Genomic DNA, 16,790 nt, shown 5'->3' with positions numbered 1-16,790 from the left:
ATTTACATGACTTGCGGATCTGCAACGAAAAATAGGGCTGCCGACCGCCTTACAGGCTGGGAAAGGTGGCGGCCGGGTCCCCCAGCGCCATGAAATACGGGTTGAGGATCGGCCGACCCGGCCCGTACCGCAAGGGCGCGCCCGACGGGTCCAGCACCGCGCCGCCCGCCTGCTCGAGCACGGCATGCGCGGCGGCGGTGTCCCATTGGCTGGTCGGCCCGTGGCGCGGATACACGTCGGCTTCGCCTTGGGCAATGCGGCAGAACTTGAGCGAACTGCCCGCGGCCACGAAGCTGTGCTCGCGTCCCAGGCGGGAGAGCCATCCGGCCAACGCGTCGCCGCCATGGGAGCGGCTGCCCATCACGCGGACCGGGGTGTCGCCGGCGCATCGCGACGTGCGCAAAGGCTCGTCGCCCGAAGCCGTGCGGCGCCATGCGCCCAATCCCTGCGCTGCGAAGTACAGCTCGTGGAGCGCCGGCGCCTGCACCACGCCCGCCACGGGGCGGCCATCCACGACGAGCGCGATGTTGACCGTGAATTCATCGTTGCGCTTGAGGAATTCCTTGGTGCCGTCCAGCGGGTCGACCAGGAAGAACACATCTGCCTGCACGCCATGCGAGGAGGATTCCTCCGACAGGATGTACACGCCGGGGAACGCACGCTCGAGTCCCTCGCGGATCACCCGGTCGGCGCGAAGGTCCGCTTCGGTGAGGGGCGACGCATCGTCCTTGCTCCACGCAGCGATATCGCCCGCATAGACGTCCATGATCTCGCGCCCCGCCGCTTCGGCGATGCCGCACAGCGTATCCAGTTGGGATCGGCTCAACTGCATGAAATTCCTATACCTTGTAGAAAGCGCGATACCACTCGACGAATCGCCCCACACCCTCGGCCACGGGCGTCGAAGGACGAAAGCCCACCCAGTCGTTCAGGGCTTCGACGTCCGCGAATGTGGCAGGCACGTCGCCCGGTTGCATGGGCATGAAATTCTTCCTTGCCTCGACGCCCAACGCGCGCTCCAGGGCGCTCACGTAATCCATCAGCGGCGTGGGCTGGTGGTTGCCGATGTTGAACACGCGGTAAGGCGCATTGCTCGCGGCCGGATCCGGATGCGCGGGATCGAACGCCGGGTCGGGCGTCGCGGGCTTGTCGAGCACCCTCACCACGCCCTGCACGATGTCGTCGATATACGTGAAGTCGCGCACCATCTGCCCGTTGTTGAAGATGTCGATGGGCTTGCCCGCAAGGATGGCGCGCGTGAACAGGAAGAGCGCCATGTCCGGCCGTCCCCACGGCCCGTAGACCGTGAAGAAGCGCAGGCCGGTGACCGGGAGGCGATACAGGTGGCTGTACGAGTGCGCGATCAGCTCGTTGGCCTTCTTGGTCGCCGCATACAGGCTGATCGGATGGTCGACGCCGTGGTGTTCGGAGAAAGGCAGCTGCGCGTTGCCCCCATACACGCTCGAAGAGCTCGCGTACACGAGATGGCCGACGCCGTGATGGCGGCATCCTTCCAGCACATTGCCGAAGCCGGTGAGGTTGGAGTCGAAGTAGGCATCGGGATGCGTGATCGAATAGCGCACGCCCGCCTGCGCCGCCAGGTGCACCACACGGTCGGGACGCTCCCGTTCCCACCATGCGCGCAAGGGCTGGCGGTCTGCAATGTCCAGGGTCTCGAAGCGAAAGCGCGGGTGAGCTGCAAGACGCTCGAGCCGCGCCTGCTTCAGCGACACGTCGTAGTAGTCACTGAGGTTGTCGATGCCCACCACCTCGTCGCCGCGCGAGAGCAGCGCCTGCGCCGTGTGCATGCCGATGAAGCCTGCGCAGCCGGTGACCAGGACTTTCATACGCCGCCGCGGCCGATCGGGAAGTACTCGAAGCCCAGGCCGCGCATCTTCGCCGGGTCGAACAGGTTGCGCCCGTCGAATACCAGAGGCTGGCGCATGGCGGCCTTCATGGCTTCGAAGTTCGGGCTGCGAAAGACCTTCCACTCGGTCAGCACGAGCAGCGCATCCACGCCATCCAGCGCCTTCATCGGGTCGTCGACGAGCGTCAGGTCCGGCCGCTCGCCATGGATGCGGCGCGCCTCGGCCATCGCGGAAGGGTCGTGCGCCACCACGCTCGCGCCGCGTGCCCAGAGCGCCTGCAGCACTTCGGTGGAAGGCGCTTCGCGCATGTCGTCGGTCCCGGGCTTGAATGCCAGGCCCCACATCGCGAAGCGCTTGCCCGCGAGGTCTTCGCCGAGTCTCGCCACGACCTTGGACACCAGCACCTGCTTCTGCGCCGCGTTGGCCGTATCCACGGCTTCGAGCACCCGCAGCGGCACACCGCCCTCCTGCGCCGTATGGCGCAACGCCCGCACGTCCTTGGGAAAGCAGGAGCCGCCGTAGCCGCAACCCGCATACAGGAAGTGATAGCCGATGCGGGGATCGGCGCCGATGCCCTTGCGAACCTGCTCGATGTCGGCGCCCAGCACCTCCGCGAGGTTCGCCATCTCGTTCATGAAGGAGATGCGGGTCGCGAGCATGGCGTTGGCGGCATATTTCGTGAGTTCCGCGGAACGGATGTCCATGAGCACGAGCCGCTCGTGGTTGCGCTGGAACGGCGCGTAGAGCTCGCGCAGGATTTGCGTGGCCCGCTCGGAATCGGTGCCGATCACGATGCGGTCGGGCCGCATGAAGTCCTCGACCGCGGCACCTTCCTTCAGGAATTCGGGGTTGGAGGCCACCGCGAATTCGTGGGCGGCGCCGCGTTCGCGCAGCGTTTGCGCGATCGTTTCGCGGACCTTGTCCGCCGTGCCCACGGGAACCGTCGACTTGTCCACGACCAGCTTGAAGCCGGTCATGTGCTGCCCGATGTTCTTCGCGGCCGCGAGCACGTGCCGCAGGTCCGCGGACCCGTCCTCGTCCGGCGGCGTGCCGACCGCGATGAATTGCACGTCCCCGAAGGCAACGGCCCGCTCGACCTGCGTCGTGAACGAGAGCCGGCCCGCCGCGACGTTGCGCTGCACCATCTCTTCCAGTCCGGGCTCGTAGATCGGAATGCCGCCCGCCTCGAGCGTCGCGATCTTGGCCGCGTCCAGGTCCAGGCACAGCACGTCGTTGCCGACTTCCGCGAGGCAGGCGCCCGTCACCAGCCCGACATAGCCCGTTCCGACGACCGTGAGTTTCATGCTTGTTCCTGTGCGGGAAGATCAGTTGCGATGGACGATTTTGCGCAGCAGCAGGAAGATGACCAGCACCACGGGCACCCCGCAGATGGCCATCAGCGGCGGCGCGCCGAGCAGGACGGAAGCGATATCGGGATGCGCATGATGTAGGTAATTCACGGCTTCGATCAGCCCCACGATCACGATGGCCACGGAGTAGAAGAGCAGCGCCGCCGTGCCGAGGAATATCTGGCGCCTGTCCGGGCGGGGCACGTAGAACTCGTCCGCGCCATCGAGCCATGCACGCGCCAGCGCACGGTCCAGCACGTCGTCCGGCACGCCCATGCGGCGCAGTTCATGGACCCGTTTGCTGGTCGGCGAGGCATAGGGCGCCGCCTGCAGCACGCTCTTGCGGATGATGGGTGCGGCTGCCTCGACGAAAGCATCGCCCCCGCCGGTCTGCTGCATCAGCGCTTCCTTGCGGTACGCCTGCTGGACGAAGCGCTGGAACTCGGGGAGGTCCGCGCAGGGGCGCGGGATCAATTGTGCGTTGGATTGGGCCATGTCTTTGCAGGAAACGCCGGGGACACTTCGGTCGCCAGCGCCAGGGAGCATTCCGCGGGCGATTCGAGCGAGTGCACGGCGTACGACCTGGACGCCCCCGAGTCGTCCGTCAGGGTAGCCGCCGATTTTAGCGCCGCAGCCGCGCCCAGGGAGTCCACGCCCAGCCCCGCGGCTTTCAGCAGCGCTTCCTTTCTCGACCATATCGCGAAGAACCGGCCAAGGGATGGGCCGTGGCCCCCGGCGAGCACGTGGCGCCGCTCTTCATCGGTGTAGAACCGGCCGGCGATGCCCGCAATGTCGATGTCGGGACGGATGACCTCGACGTCCACCCCCAGCGCGACGGTCCCCAGGGCGATGGCTGCCCAGCCGGGCCGCCGCGAAAGGTTGAAATGCAGCACCCCATTTCCATGCACGAGGCTGGGCTTGCCGAACTGTCCCGCCTCGAATTCGAGATCCGCCGCAGAAGCGTCGATTTCACGTGCGAGCCACATGCGAAGGCACGCGTGCGCGAGGGTGAAGGCGCTTCGGGCATCCGCGTCGCGCAGCTTGCTTGCGCGCGCGGCTTCCTCCGTGCTCAGGACTTTCCCGGCGGCGGCGAGCAGTGCTGCGTCCGGTTCAATCTCGAGGAAGACGGGCGTTGGCGGAGCGACCCCCATGCCGGCGTGCTGCCATAGCGATTTCGCCGGGCACGCATCGACCACTTGCCGGAGCGACGAGGGCGCACCCCGGGAGCCGATGCGCAGCAACACGACGGCCACAGACTCCTGCGGGCTCGATGGAGCATCGGGCCGCATGGCTCGCGCTAGAGCTGGCGCTGGCTGAGGAACTTCTCGATCTCGAGCTTGTTCTTGGCGAGGTGGTCGCGCACGAAATTCTTCTGGCTTTCGTCCAGGAGCTTGCCGCATGCGAGGCGCGCCAGGATGTCGGGCTGGTAGAAGCGCAGCGCCGCGGAAAGCACATAGATTTCGTCCACGAGGTCGGCGGTCGTGCTCGGCGAGCAGATGTCCGCGATGTTGTCCGAACCCACGCGCACGTGCACGCCGGCCGCGACCATTTCCAGGATGCGCGGGATCGAGTTGTAGGTCGGCGTGTTGACCGGGCGCAGTTGGCGCATGCCCAGCGCGGCCGACGGGCAGGTGATCATGCCGACGTTGTACTTGACCATCCCCTCCACCAGACGATCGAAGCGCGCATCGTCGTAGGTGGACGGCGAGATGCCGTGCACCGCCCAGACCGACGGCTCACCGTTCTCCGAAGGCGGCGCGCCGAATTCCTTCACGCACTGCACGACCTGCTCGGTGCCGTCCTCGGTGGGCTCGTTGCGCTGGTCGGTGTGCACGTGCAGCATCTTGCCGTGCTCCTTGGCGAGCAGCAGCATGCGCTTGCAGTGCTCGTAGAAGCCGATGTGGCTCGGGTATTCATCCGTGTCGTCGGCTTCGGGCAGCGCCGCCAGGAAATCCGCCAGCTTCGCGCCTTCGACCATCAGGTTCCAGCGGGCCGGGTCGGCGTCGTCGAAGCCGAACGGCGAATAGGTGCCGATGCGCACGTCGATCTGGCCGGCGCGCTGCTTCTTGATGTCCATCATCCACTTGAGCGCCGTCATGCCCAGGCCGTCCGCCGTGACGTCGACGAGCGTGTCGGCGCGCACGGTATTGCAGGCGACCATCTCGTCCAGGAACGCATTGACCCGGCGATGGAAGTCCTCGTGCGAGTAGGCCTTGCCCGAGTGCAGGTTGGTGATCAGGCTGTGCTTGCGGTGCAGCGAGATGTGCGAGGTGTCGAGGATCCGGTGCCCGATGCTCTCCATGTACACCTCGTCGAGCGTGCCCGCCCGGTCGAGGTGCAGGTGCGCATTGAACATGCCGCCCTGCTGCTTGATGGCCGCATCCAGCCTTCGGTACCAAAGATTGTTCGCCAGCCTGTCCTGCATTCTCGAAGCTCCTGAAATACGAAAGGTTCAACTCGTGATCAAACCACAGACAATTCTATCTGACAGGGTTTGGATCCCCTGTCCCTGAACCAGCCCACGCCTTCGTCGACGATGTCGATGTCGAGCCGCCAGCGCCCCGGCTGTGCCGGCGCCGTGACGTCGAGCTGCATCTCGCGCGATGCGCCCGCGGCCAAAGCCGGATCGATCGGCGCGCGACCGTCGAGCCATACCTTGACGCTGCCCTGAGCGTCCGACCAGGTGTTCGCCAGATAAAGCCCGCTCGAGCTCGACGGCTGCCAGTCGACCGGGCTGGCGTTCGTGAGGCGCACCTTCAACGAAAGGGGCTGTCCCGCCAGCACGTGCGTCGGGACATCCGCCGCGATGCCCGCCCGGCACGCCTGCGGCGCAAGCACCTGCCCCGCCGCGCCCGGTGTGCGAGCGACGTCCGAAGCGAAAGTTCCTGCCTGCGCGGCCTCGACGTACTTTTTGATCGTGGATGTCAAAACCTGCACGTTCGGCTCACGGAAGAACTGGCCGTGGCCGCCCTGGATCTGCGTAAAGGACACCGGCCCGCTGTAGTACTTGTGCCAGCCCTGGTGGGGCGACTTGAAGTAGCGCAGCGGGTTGTAGTCGCTCCTGTCGCCGAACAGCAGGGCCACCGGCCCGTCGTACGGGAAAGGCGCGAATTTTTCCTGCATCACGAGCAGTGTGATCTCGTGACCCAGCGCGCGCAGCCGGCTCGCCACCTGGAACGCGATGAGGGCGGCCTGGCAATTGCCGCCGACGAGGTACGGGCCCTCGGGTTGCACGGCCAGGATTTCGCCCACGTAGTGCTGCGCGAGGAGCTCGATGTTCTCCTGCGTCTTCACCATCACCCGGTTCCCGGAGCGCATCCCGTAGACGGGTTGGTCGGGCCCGAGGTAGCGCGCGAGCTGCGTGAGCTCCTGGTAGCGTTGCAGGCACCAGAACAAGGCCTGCCGCGAGCCATCGGTGTTCAGGCCCACCATCACCGAATCGGGGGACGCGCGCTTGCCTTCCCACGAAGCGGTGTGGCTGCGCAGGCCGTGATAGATATCCGCCGGCAGCACGCTGCCCGCAGGCATTTTCGGTTCGGCCGCGTCATCGCCACCGCCCTGCTCGAGCGCCACCGCAAGTTCCGCCACGGTGTTGAGCGTGGCGAGGGCGCGCGGCGGCACGGGCCGTTGCAGCGCCTTCTCGACTTCGACCACCAGCTGGACCGACAGGAGGGAATGCCCGCCGAGGTCGCGGAAGCGGTCATGGATGCCGACCTCATGGTCCAGCCACAGCACCTTCTTCCAGATTTCCGCCAGCGACTGCTCCAGCGGAGTGCGAGGCGCGGCGTATTCGGTGGGCAGGCGGCTGCGGTCGGTCGCCGGCGCCGGCAGCGCGGCCCGGTCCACGGAGCCGTCCGCCGCCAGCGGCATCTCGTCCACTGGAATGAAGGTCGCGGGAACCCGGTACGCCGGAAGCTTCTTCGCCGCGTACGCGCGCACGGCGTCCAGGCTGGGCACGTCGTGTTCGTTGAGCACGAGGTACGCGTTCAACTGGCCGCTCGCGGTGTCGGGAACGAGCACCGCCTGGTCGATCTGCGGGTGGCCCTGCAACAGCTGCTCGATCTCCCCGAGCGGCCGTCCATAGGACGGCATCGCGTCGAGGCGGCGGTCCGGGTCCTCGCCCAGCATGCCGAGCAGGTGCACGAAGCGTTGCAGCAAGCGCTTGATGCGTTCGGGCGCGAAGATGTCCGCGTTGTAATCCAGCACGCCGGTGATGCGGTCGCCTTCGCGCTCGGTGTAGAGGGCGATGTCGAAGTCCGCCGCGTCCTTGCGCACGGTCAGGGCCCGTGCCTCGAGCCCCGGCAAGTCCAGCGTGCGGCTCGACGCGTCCTGGAACGAGAACATCGCGCGCGTGAGCGGCGTGCGCACGAGGTTGGGCAACTGCGCGAGATGCTGCAGGGGCACGTACTGGTTGTCGAAGGCCTCGACCGCGCGCCTGCGCACCTGGCCGATCAACTCGCGCATCGTCGGGTTGCCCGAGAGGTCGGTGCGCAGGACCACGATGTTGTTGAAGTAGCCGAGCATGCGCTCGATCTCGGCCTTGTCGCGGCTGGCCATCGGCGACACGACGACCAGGTCGCGCTGGCCGGTGTAGCCGTGCAGCACGACGTTGAACGCGGCCAGCAGCACGACGAAGAGGCTCGCCTGCTCCCTGGCCCCGAGCTCGACGAGTGCCTGCGTCAAGGCAGGCGGCACCTGGAACTGGATGCTGCCGGAGCGGCCCTTTCCGGCCGGTCGCGGCTTTTCGTTGGGCGTGGCGAGCGCGGGCACGTTTCCGGCCAGCCGCTCCTTCCAGTACCCGAGCTGGCGCTCCAGCGCCGCGTCGTCCATCCGGGCACGCTGCCAGACGGCGAAATCCGCGAAGTGCAGCGCCGGAGGAGCGTCGTCGCGCGCACGGCCCTCGATCGCCGCGCGGTATTCCGCCGCCAGTTCATCGAGGAAGATCGCCTTGGACACGCCGTCGAAAGCGATGTGATGCATCGTGAAGGCGAGGATGTGGTCCCCGGGCGCAATCTCGAAGAGCTTGACCCGCCACAACGGACCGCGCTCGAGGTCGAACGGCTTGCCGGCCTCGTCGTGCAGCAGGCCGTGCAGCGCACGCTTCGCCTTGTCCTGCGGCAGCTTGGCCAGGTCGGGGCCGATTCGCGCGAGGGGCACGGTGACGGGCCAAGGCTCGAGGATGCTCTGGTGCGCATCGGTGAGGTCCGTCCCGGGAAACACCGTGCGCAGGATGTCGTGCCGGCGCAGCAGCGCGGCCAGCGCCGTCTCGAGCGCGCCCTTGTCCAGCGCGCCGGTTAGGCGGAACACCGTGGGCACGTTGTAGACGCTGCTGCGCGGCTCGAGCTTGGCCAGCGACCAGATGCGCTCCTGGCCGTGGGTGAGCGGGATGCGGCCGCCGGCCGCACGGGGCACCAGCGCGTCCGACCCGGTCGAGGGAAGCTCCGCGCGGCCGAGGAATTCGAGCAGCTCCGGCTTGCGCGACGACAGCGCCGCCTTGAGCTCCGGGGTCATCACCCCCTGCGGTGCGTTGACCCGAAGCTTTCCGTCCTCCACCCACAACTTCACATCCAGCCGCGCGAGCTCGGCCAGATAGTCCGCGATGGGTGTCATATCTCGATGTCTTCCCGGCCGCGCACGTCCGCCACGGTCTCGGTGTAGCCGAGGGATTGTGCGAGCCGGATCGTGGCCTCGCACAGGAAGTCGATCTCGTAGGCGCTCTTCCAGGTGTCGGCCACGCCCGACTCGATTTTCTTGTGCTGGTGGAATTTCGGGTCGCCGATCATGCGCGAGACCGCGTGGATGCCGTCGGTCATGCGCTGTTTCTGATCCTGTTGCGGCGTCACCATGGCAGGCGCGTAGTCCAGCCCGAGGCGCGCGCAGACGTCGCGCATGGCCGCTTCGGGATGGCCCACCACGTTCTCGAAACGCAGCTGGAACTGCCGCGCGGCCGGGATCTTCTTCAGGAAAGCCAGGATGTTCTCGTGGAGGATCACCCAGATCATCTCCGCGAGCTGCCGGCGGCCATAGGGACTCGCATCGGGGTGGCCCGCATCGGCGCCGACGAGCCGCGGATACCAGAGTTGCTCGAGCTTGGCTTCCTCGAAGGAGCGGATCATGCCGTAGGGGTGGCGCAGCAGGTGGATGTAGATCGCATCCTCGAAGTAGTCCTCGGCGCGCTCGAGCGTCTCGGGATGGATGGCGTAGGCGGGCGTCTTGTCGACGATGAGCCGCTTGCCGAGCCACTCCTGCATCATGCGGTAGTAGTCCTGCGTGGGATACGCCTTGGCCTCGAGGTCCGCCATGAAGGCCTGCACTTCCTCGAGCGGCTGGTTGCGGATCTGCATCAACGCGCGGATGTTGCCTTCCAGCTGGAAGCGCTGCGACCCGGAGAACCAGGCCTTGCGGTCCGCCAGGGTGTTGAAGGACAGCAGGTAGAGCTCGGGCGGCGAGAACAGGTCCGGATGGCCGCCGAGCATGGCACGCAGCAGCGTGGAGCCCGAGCGCGGCGGGCTCAGCACGAACACCGCCGGCGGGTTCTTGCGCGCCGGGCGCGCGAGCATCGGCGCAGGACGCGCGATCGCCGCGCGCAACTGGTCGATCATGGCCGGCGTGACCTTGCTCTCGGCGGCCTTGGGCGCAACGGACTGGCCGAGCATGCGGGCGACGACGTCGGGGTAGTGCTGCTTGAGGTAGTTTTCGTAGCGGGCGAGCGTGGGCGCGTCGAACACGGAGGACACATACAGCGTGTCGCCCCACTTCTGCTGCAGGGCGTTCACGAAGCTCGCGGCCTTCAGGGACTCGCCGCCCAGGGCGAAGAAGTCATCGTTCATGCCGACCGCGTCGACTTTCAGGATGTCCTGCCACATCGACGCGATGAGCTTGCCCACGGGGTCCTGCGGCGCCACGAACTCGGCACGCGCGCCGGCGGCGGCCGCCGCCGCCTTGCCGAATCTTTCCGTCAACACCGCCCGTTGCAGCTTGCCGTTCGCGCCGCGCGGGATCGCGTCGATGAAGTGCATCACGCGAGGAATCTTGAAGAACGCGAGCCGGTCGCGCAGGAAGGCCGTGAGCTCTTCCTGCGTCGCCTTCGCGCCATCCCTGAGCACCACGACCGCGCCGACGTCCTCGCCCAGGGTCGCGTGTGGAACCGCGAAGCTCGCGGCATCGGCGACCGCGGGATGCGACAGCAGGAGCTGATCGACTTCGTGCGGCGACACTTTCTCGCCGCCGCGGTTGATCATGTCCTTCACGCGGCCGGTCAGGAAGAGATAGCCGTCCGCGTCGAGGTAGCCGAGGTCGCCGGTGCGAAAGCCGACTTCGGAGAAGAGGCGCTCGTTTTCCTTGGGGTCGGCGTCGTAGCCGCCCATCAGGTTGGCGCCGCTCACGACGACTTCGCCGATCTGCCCGGCGTTCATCGACTGGTTCTTCGCGTCCACGATCCGCACCTGCGTTCCGGCGGCAATGCCGACGGAGCCGGCAATCCGCTTCGCCGGAGGCAGCGGATTGCTCGTGATCACCCCGGCGGTCTCGGTCATGCCGAAAATTTCGATGACGGGGACCTTGAATCGCTTTTCGAATGCCTCCATCAACACCGCAGGAAGCGGCGCCGAAACGGAGCGAACGAATCGCAAGGAGTGGTGCGCCACGATGTCCGCGTGCGCATCCGCGTTGTTCAGGATTTCCTGGAGCATCACCGGGACGGCCTGCGTCCACGTCGGCTTGAAGTCCTCCATGTCCCGGAAAAACTCGGCCGAGGAAAAGCTCGGCGCGATGAAAGTCGAGCCCCCCACGAGCAAGGGCGCGATGAGCACGTCCACGATGCCGCCGATGTGGAACATCGGCAGGAAATGCAAGCAGCGGTCCTGCGCGGTCAGTTGCAGCGAGCGTGCGAGGTTGCCGGCGGATGCGACGAGGTTGTCCTGCGTCAATGGCACCGTCTTGGGAACGGAGGTGGTGCCGGAGGTCTGCAGGATGAGCGCGACATCGCCAGGCTGCGCGAGCCCGGGCCTGGCGGCGGTGAGGCCGGTGGGGGCGGCACTGGCGAGGTCGAAAGCGCCGGCGGCCGCGCCCTGCCGGGGCACGACATCGATCACCGGGATGTTCAGCGCCCGGGCCGCGGCGCGAACAGGATGCTGTCCGCCCGCGAGGGTCAGCACGATGCGGGGTGCCAGGCGGGCCAGCACCACTTCGTATTCGGCCTGCTTGAAGTCCGGGTTGACCGGCGTCGCGATCGAGCACGCGGCCACGCCCAGGCAGGCCGTGGCCAGCTCGGGGCCTCCGGGAAGGACGATGGCCACGCGATCGCCGCGGCCCGCGCCGAGCCGGTTGAGGGAGGACTGGATCGAGACGATGTGGTCGCGCAGTTGCGCGAAGGAGAGTCCCGTGCGTCCATGGGCGTGGATCGCAAGGGTGTCCGGCGTCGCTTGTGCACGGCTGGAAAGCAGGTCGAAGACGGTGGTGTTCACTCGAGGACTCCGGATGAAAATCACGCCACGGGGGGCAGGCCGAGGTAGGCGTGCAGGTCGCGCCGCAACCGGTCGTTCAGTTCTCCCGATTGCTTCTCGATGGGCTGGGCCGGAATCGCCGCGACCTGCCCGTCGATCCCCAGGTATCGCAACACCTGCCGGCCCTGCTCTTCGTATTGCGACACCAGGTCTTCATACCAGATCTGGTGCACATCGAGCGGCGCCTGTTTCACGAGCTGCTCCCAGCCCGTGTCGTCGCGGGCGACCACCCGCAAGGTTTCGACGCATTCGTAGGGGTGGACCGAAATGTCGGGGTTCTTGCGAAAGCGCGTGTCTTCCGAACTCCACACATTGGTCTTTGCGGCGACCGCTTGCGAAATCGCTTGCCCGATGCGGTCGCGCCGGCGGATCCAGATGAGCTTGTCGAACTTGCGCAGGAAATTCACCACGTTCTGGTTCGGTTGCGCGGCGCGAAACACGGAGAGAACCTGCGAGTAATGCATCTTCATGCCGAACACCCCGTTGGGCGACGTGCGGCGCTTTTCCATGACCCGCAGGAACTGGTTCATGTTGAGTTTCTCATTGCCGGGCTTCTGGCGCTCCAGCGCGATCAGGGGCGGGTTGAAAAACTCCTGCGGATCGCCGGCCGCCTTGGTTTCGTGCAACAGGCGGCCCAGCAAGGTGCTGCCGGATCGCGGGCTGGACAGGATGCCGTAGCGGAGGGTGACCGGCGTGGCCTCCGGGAAGTCCCGCTCGGGGCTCATCTCGCGCTTGTGCTTGTCGGTGATCGCAATGGTGACCATGCGTGGGGTTCCTGATGGGTAAGACGGGCCGCGCGCGTCGAATGGAGGGGAGGCCCGAGATTTTACGTGCGTTGGCACCTCGCGCGGGCCGCCTGCGGGCATGCGTGAAAAAGCCCGCCGTCTCTCGACGGCGGGCTTTTGATGAGGCTACCGGGCGCGGGTTAGACCAGCGGCTGGAAGTTTGCGAGCACGAGACCGCCGATGGCGCTGCTCGTCGTCGCGTTGACCACGCCGATGAGCACGACTTCGCCGGCTTCGACGGTCGCATCCCCGTCGTCCGTCACGTCGAACACATACAAGGCCGCCGATGTCGCCGAGTCCGTCGTGACGATGGTGAAGTGGCTTCCCGCCGTCACGTCGACCGAGGCGTATTCGCCGCCCGGGTTCAGTGCGGTCACGAGGCCCGCGGCCGTCTTGATGTCCTGGCCCGCCGAGATATCGACGAGTCGGTACACGTCGCCGCTGATCGCGGTGGAAGCAGCGTCGGCGGACATGACCGGCTTGAGCGCGAGCGCCCCTGCCGGCACATCCATGATGTCCTTGCCTGCGCCGACCGCGAACTTGAACACCTGGTCCGCGTGCGTGGGCGTCGGATCGAACTTGACCGTATCGACACCCGATCCCAGGAAGATGCTGTCCGAGCCTTCGCCGCCCTGCACCCACGAGCCGCCCGCGCCGACCTGCACCGTGGTGCCCAGCTGAACGGCCGCGAGGTTCACCGTGGTATGGCCGAGCCATTGCGACGCGTCCACACCGCCCATGACGGCGATGTCCAGTCCGTTCGCGCCCAGCTGGATGTTCGCCACGCTGGCCGAATCCCCACCCACCAGCGTCACCTGGCCGAAGGACGCGTACGATGCGCCGGACCAGGGTTCGATCGAGATGCCCGCGCTCGCATTGGCGCCGAAGGTCAGCGAGACATCGCCCACCGACATGCCCGAGCCGCCGCCGGAAATCAGCCGCATGCTGAACTCGCCGTTGTCTCCGAACTGCACGCCGACATTGCCGATGTCGCCTTGCGAGAAGCCGTGCTGGCTGAGGTCGAACTGGCCGTTGTCGCCGAAGTTGATCAGCACGTTGCCGACATTGACGTTGCTGTTCTGGTTCGAATAGAAATCGAAGCTGCCGCCGTCCGCGAAACTGACGACGACATCACCGACGTCGGTATCGCTGTTGTTCACGAAGCCCATGGTGAAGCTGCCGTCGGACGCGAACGTCATGTCGATGTCGCCGACGACGGTGGAGGTCGTCGCGAGAATCTCTGCGGAAGCCGGGAAGAAGCCGCTGCCCTGCGTGGTCCAGTACCCGCTGAACGAGCCGTTGTCGCCGAAGGTGGCGGTGATGTTCCCGAAGTCGTAGAGGCCCGACACGGTCATCGAGAGGTGGCCGTCATCCGCGAACGTCGCCACGACATTGCCGACCTGGGTCGGGGTCGCGCCGCTGACGACGAGGTTCGTGTGCGACTCGAGCGCGCTCAGGAAGGTGAAGCCGCTGCCGCTCGGGCCGCCGCTGCCGCCGCTTCCGCCGCTGCCCGGCGTGCCGTACACGAGCTGGACGAACGCGCCGTCGTCGCCCGCGATGGACGTGTCGCCGATTTCGGCCGACTGCAGCGCCATGTAGAAACGCGCGTCGCCATCCTGGCCCACGTCCACGCTGATGTCGCCGAGGTTGCCGCCGCTCACGGCGGTGAAATAGCCGCTGAAGCCGGCGTTGTCGCCGACGGACACGGTGACGTTGCCGATGTCGCCATTGGGCCCGCCGCTCAGGTCGAAGTTGAGCGTGCGGACCTGGACGCCGCCGCGAGCGTCGTTGCCCTCGACGGAAGCCGTGATGTCACCCACGCTGCCTTCGACGGAGAAGGCAGCGATCCGGCCGTGCGCGTCGTTGCCGTCGACGGCCAGGTTGATGTCGCCGATGTTGCCGCCGAATGCGTAGTCGCTCGCGAAGGAAGCCGCCAGGCCGCCGCTCGTCGCGCGGAACACGGCTTGCGCAGCCAGCTGACCATCGCCGTCGTCGCCCGTGACGGTGAGGCTGAGATTGCCGACGTCGCCGCCACCGGCCACCGCATAGCCCGAGAAGCTGACGCTGTCCCCGGCGAGGTTGATATTCACGTTGCCGACGTCGTGAGGGGCGCTGCCGCCGGAAGACACCGCGAAGACGAACAGCTGCCCGTGCGAATCGTCACCCGTCAACGTGTAGCTCGCATCGCCGACGGAGCCGCCCGACGAGAAAGCGCCGATGCGCAGGAAGTTGTCGTCACCCACCGCCGTCGCCGTGATGTCGCCGATGTCGCCGCGGGCGAAGACCGGCACGCTGATGTTGCTCGCGTCGCCCGCGAGGTCGATGGTGACGTCGCCGACATCGCCGTCCACCGTGAACTGCTGCTGCACGTCCGTCTGGCCGAGCGCGGAGATGCTGAGCGAGTCGAGGTCGCCATTGATGGCCGTATAGCCCGAGAACGAGGCGCCCGCTGCCAGGGAACTCGTGAAGGCGCCGACGTCGCCATCGATGGTCATCGTTCCCCAGGCGAAGCTGGAGCCGGCCGCAGCGGTCAGGCCGACGGAGGTCTGGTCGCCGGCGATGGTGATGCCATCCGCGTCGTGATCCAGTGCACCCAGCAGGCTGATTGCCACGCTGTCCGTGTGGCTCAGCGTGATGGCGCCGAAATTGACACCGGTCGCCCCCGTGGCGCTGCCGACGTTGAGGTGCAGCGCCCCTTCGGTGGAGGCGCCATAGCTGAACTTGAGGGCCGAGTCGTCGGTGGTGAGGCTGGTGACGTTCAGGTTCGCGACGCTGGCCTGCGCATTCTGGAACGTCATGTTCGCGGTAGAGGCGGACACGTTGACCGTCGTCAGGCCGCTCGCCTTGGTCAGGTCCACGATGGCGGCTGCAGCGAACGTGGTCGACAGCGTCTCGACGCTGGTCATCGTGGGCGAGACCAGGGTGGGCGTGTTGAGGGTGGTGCTGACGGTATCGGCACCCGTGCCGCCGAGGATCTTGGTGCCGGCGTTGATGTTGCCGCCCACCGAGAACACATTCGTGCCGGTCGAGGCCGACGCGTCGATCGTGGCGATGGCCGCCAGGGCCCCGGTGCCCGAGAGACCGAAATTGTTGGTACCGTTGCCCGTGACGGTCAGCGTCGCGGCGGAGGTCCCGCCGGCAATGGTGACGAAGTTCGTGCCGGTCGTGGCGACGGTGATCTTCTCGATGGTGTTTCCGTCCGAGACGTCGACGGTGCTGCGCGCGGACGACGAGGTGCCCACGCCATCGAGCGAAATGTTCGCCGTGTCCGCGGAGCCGGACGTGTTCGAGAAATCGACGGTGAGGTTGCCCTTGCCCTGCAAGCCGTAGACGGAAGCGAGCGAGGCGTTCGTCACGGTGGACGTGACACCCGCCAGCGTGTTGGCGAAATTGATCGCGGGGGCGTTCTCGACGAGCAAGCCGTTGAACGAGGCACCCACCGTGTCCTGGATGGTGATGATCTCGACGTTCTTGACGGTGATGGCCGCGGAAGACACGCCGCCGAGTGCCACCAGGTTCAGGCGATCCACGCCCGCTGCGCCGTCGACCACGTCGCCGGCGGTATAGGTGTTGTCGGTCGCCGTGGCGCTGCCGAAAAGGCCCGTGACGGTGTCGCTGGCATTGGTGCCGATCACGTTGTCCTGCGAAGGCGTCAAGGTCACTTCGATGCCGCTCACGCCACGCGTGCCGTTGGCGATTTCGGCCTCTGCGGCCGTCACGGTGGCGGGATCGGCGGTGATGCCGTTGAGGACCAGCTGGAGGATGTTGATATCGACCTGGTCGATGCCGAGCGTGACCGAGTAGTACTCGGAAACCGCCGTCTTGTTTTCCAGGATCGCCTTCGCGATCAGGTACTGCGAAGCGGCGCCGGAATCGACCTGGTGAAGTGCCTGCAGCGCGTCATAGACGATCGCGCCCTTGGATTCGCCGGCGTTGTACTTGTCGATGATGAAGTTCTTCGCCACGGTGTCGTCCTGCAGGCCCAGGGGCGTGAGGAATGCGGCGGCGAACTCTGCGGCTGTCTGGAAGTTCGGGTTGAGATGCTGGTACGCCGGAATGTCGTCCAGCGTCTCTGCCAGCGCGAGAAGGTTGTGCCCGAGCGACTCGTAAATGTTCACCACCTGGCTCAGGTAGGAGGCTCCGGGAGCCGCGTTGAACATCAGTACGAGAAGCTCGAGGATCTCGGTACGTTCGCTTGTGGTGATCGACATATTCACTCCGTATGGGTTCGGCCTCGACTGCGACCGTTAACCGTCGAGTATATGTGTGCAGACGTGTTTTACC

Annotated in this window: 10 protein-coding genes; all 10 read right to left on the bottom strand. The window is 66.6% G+C overall.

Annotated elements, in window-relative coordinates; genetic code table 11:
• Positions 1 to 49 precede the first annotated feature (49 nt).
• A complete protein-coding gene (gene cysQ, locus I5803_RS17355) occupies positions 50 to 826 on the bottom strand; it encodes a 3'(2'),5'-bisphosphate nucleotidase CysQ (protein ID WP_231402447.1) in 777 nt (258 codons plus the stop codon).
• 13 nt (positions 827 to 839) lie between these two features.
• Positions 840 to 1,847: an NAD-dependent epimerase gene (locus I5803_RS17350; protein WP_196987574.1), complete on the bottom strand. Its 1,008-nt coding sequence runs from the start codon at positions 1,845 to 1,847 to the stop codon at positions 840 to 842.
• On the bottom strand, positions 1,844 to 3,172 hold the full coding sequence (locus I5803_RS17345; protein WP_196987573.1) for a UDP-glucose dehydrogenase family protein: 1,329 nt from the start codon (positions 3,170 to 3,172) through the stop codon (positions 1,844 to 1,846). Before I5803_RS17345 ends, I5803_RS17350 begins: the two co-directional genes overlap by 4 nt.
• 21 nt (positions 3,173 to 3,193) lie before the next feature.
• Entirely contained in the window at positions 3,194 to 3,712 is a 519-nt protein-coding gene (locus I5803_RS17340; RefSeq protein ID WP_196987572.1) for a hypothetical protein, read from the bottom strand.
• A complete protein-coding gene (locus tag I5803_RS17335) occupies positions 3,688 to 4,461 on the bottom strand; it encodes a 4'-phosphopantetheinyl transferase family protein (RefSeq protein WP_196987571.1) in 774 nt (257 codons plus the stop codon). The genes I5803_RS17340 and I5803_RS17335 overlap by 25 nt, the downstream gene beginning before the upstream one ends.
• Positions 4,462 to 4,514: 53 nt before the next feature.
• On the bottom strand, positions 4,515 to 5,642 hold the full coding sequence (locus tag I5803_RS17330; protein ID WP_196987570.1) for an amidohydrolase family protein: 1,128 nt from the start codon (positions 5,640 to 5,642) through the stop codon (positions 4,515 to 4,517).
• 38 nt (positions 5,643 to 5,680) lie between these two features.
• A complete protein-coding gene (locus I5803_RS17325; RefSeq protein WP_196987569.1) occupies positions 5,681 to 8,827 on the bottom strand; it encodes a condensation domain-containing protein in 3,147 nt (1,048 codons plus the stop codon).
• Positions 8,824 to 11,682, bottom strand: coding sequence for an AMP-binding protein (locus I5803_RS17320; protein ID WP_196987568.1), 2,859 nt, complete (start codon positions 11,680 to 11,682; stop codon positions 8,824 to 8,826). Before I5803_RS17320 ends, I5803_RS17325 begins: the two co-directional genes overlap by 4 nt.
• A gap of 20 nt (positions 11,683 to 11,702) precedes the next feature.
• On the bottom strand, positions 11,703 to 12,485 hold the full coding sequence (locus tag I5803_RS17315; protein WP_196987567.1) for a Stf0 family sulfotransferase: 783 nt from the start codon (positions 12,483 to 12,485) through the stop codon (positions 11,703 to 11,705).
• 161 nt (positions 12,486 to 12,646) lie between these two features.
• Entirely contained in the window at positions 12,647 to 16,717 is a 4,071-nt protein-coding gene (locus I5803_RS17310) for a beta strand repeat-containing protein (RefSeq protein ID WP_196987566.1), read from the bottom strand.
• Positions 16,718 to 16,790: the final 73 nt, after the last annotated feature.

The sequence above is a fragment of the Caenimonas aquaedulcis genome (assembly GCF_015831345.1).
Classification (GTDB): domain Bacteria; phylum Pseudomonadota; class Gammaproteobacteria; order Burkholderiales; family Burkholderiaceae_C; genus Ramlibacter; species Ramlibacter aquaedulcis.
Note: the sequence above shows the minus strand (reverse complement) of the source record. Positions and strands in the feature narration are given on the sequence as shown.

Bases quoted from the DNA above. Each gene is read 5' to 3' on its own strand.
- I5803_RS17350 (WP_196987574.1), bottom strand. From the start codon at position 1,847: ATGAAAGTCCTGGTCACCGGCTGCGCAGGCTTCATCGGCATGCACACG.
- I5803_RS17345 (WP_196987573.1), bottom strand. From the start codon at position 3,172: ATGAAACTCACGGTCGTCGGAACGGGCTATGTCGGGCTGGTGACGGGC.
- I5803_RS17340 (WP_196987572.1), bottom strand. From the start codon at position 3,712: ATGGCCCAATCCAACGCACAATTGATCCCGCGCCCCTGCGCGGACCTC.
- I5803_RS17330 (WP_196987570.1), bottom strand. From the start codon at position 5,642: ATGCAGGACAGGCTGGCGAACAATCTTTGGTACCGAAGGCTGGATGCG.
- I5803_RS17325 (WP_196987569.1), bottom strand. From the start codon at position 8,827: ATGACACCCATCGCGGACTATCTGGCCGAGCTCGCGCGGCTGGATGTG.
- I5803_RS17315 (WP_196987567.1), bottom strand. From the start codon at position 12,485: ATGGTCACCATTGCGATCACCGACAAGCACAAGCGCGAGATGAGCCCC.
- I5803_RS17310 (WP_196987566.1), bottom strand. From the start codon at position 16,717: ATGTCGATCACCACAAGCGAACGTACCGAGATCCTCGAGCTTCTCGTA.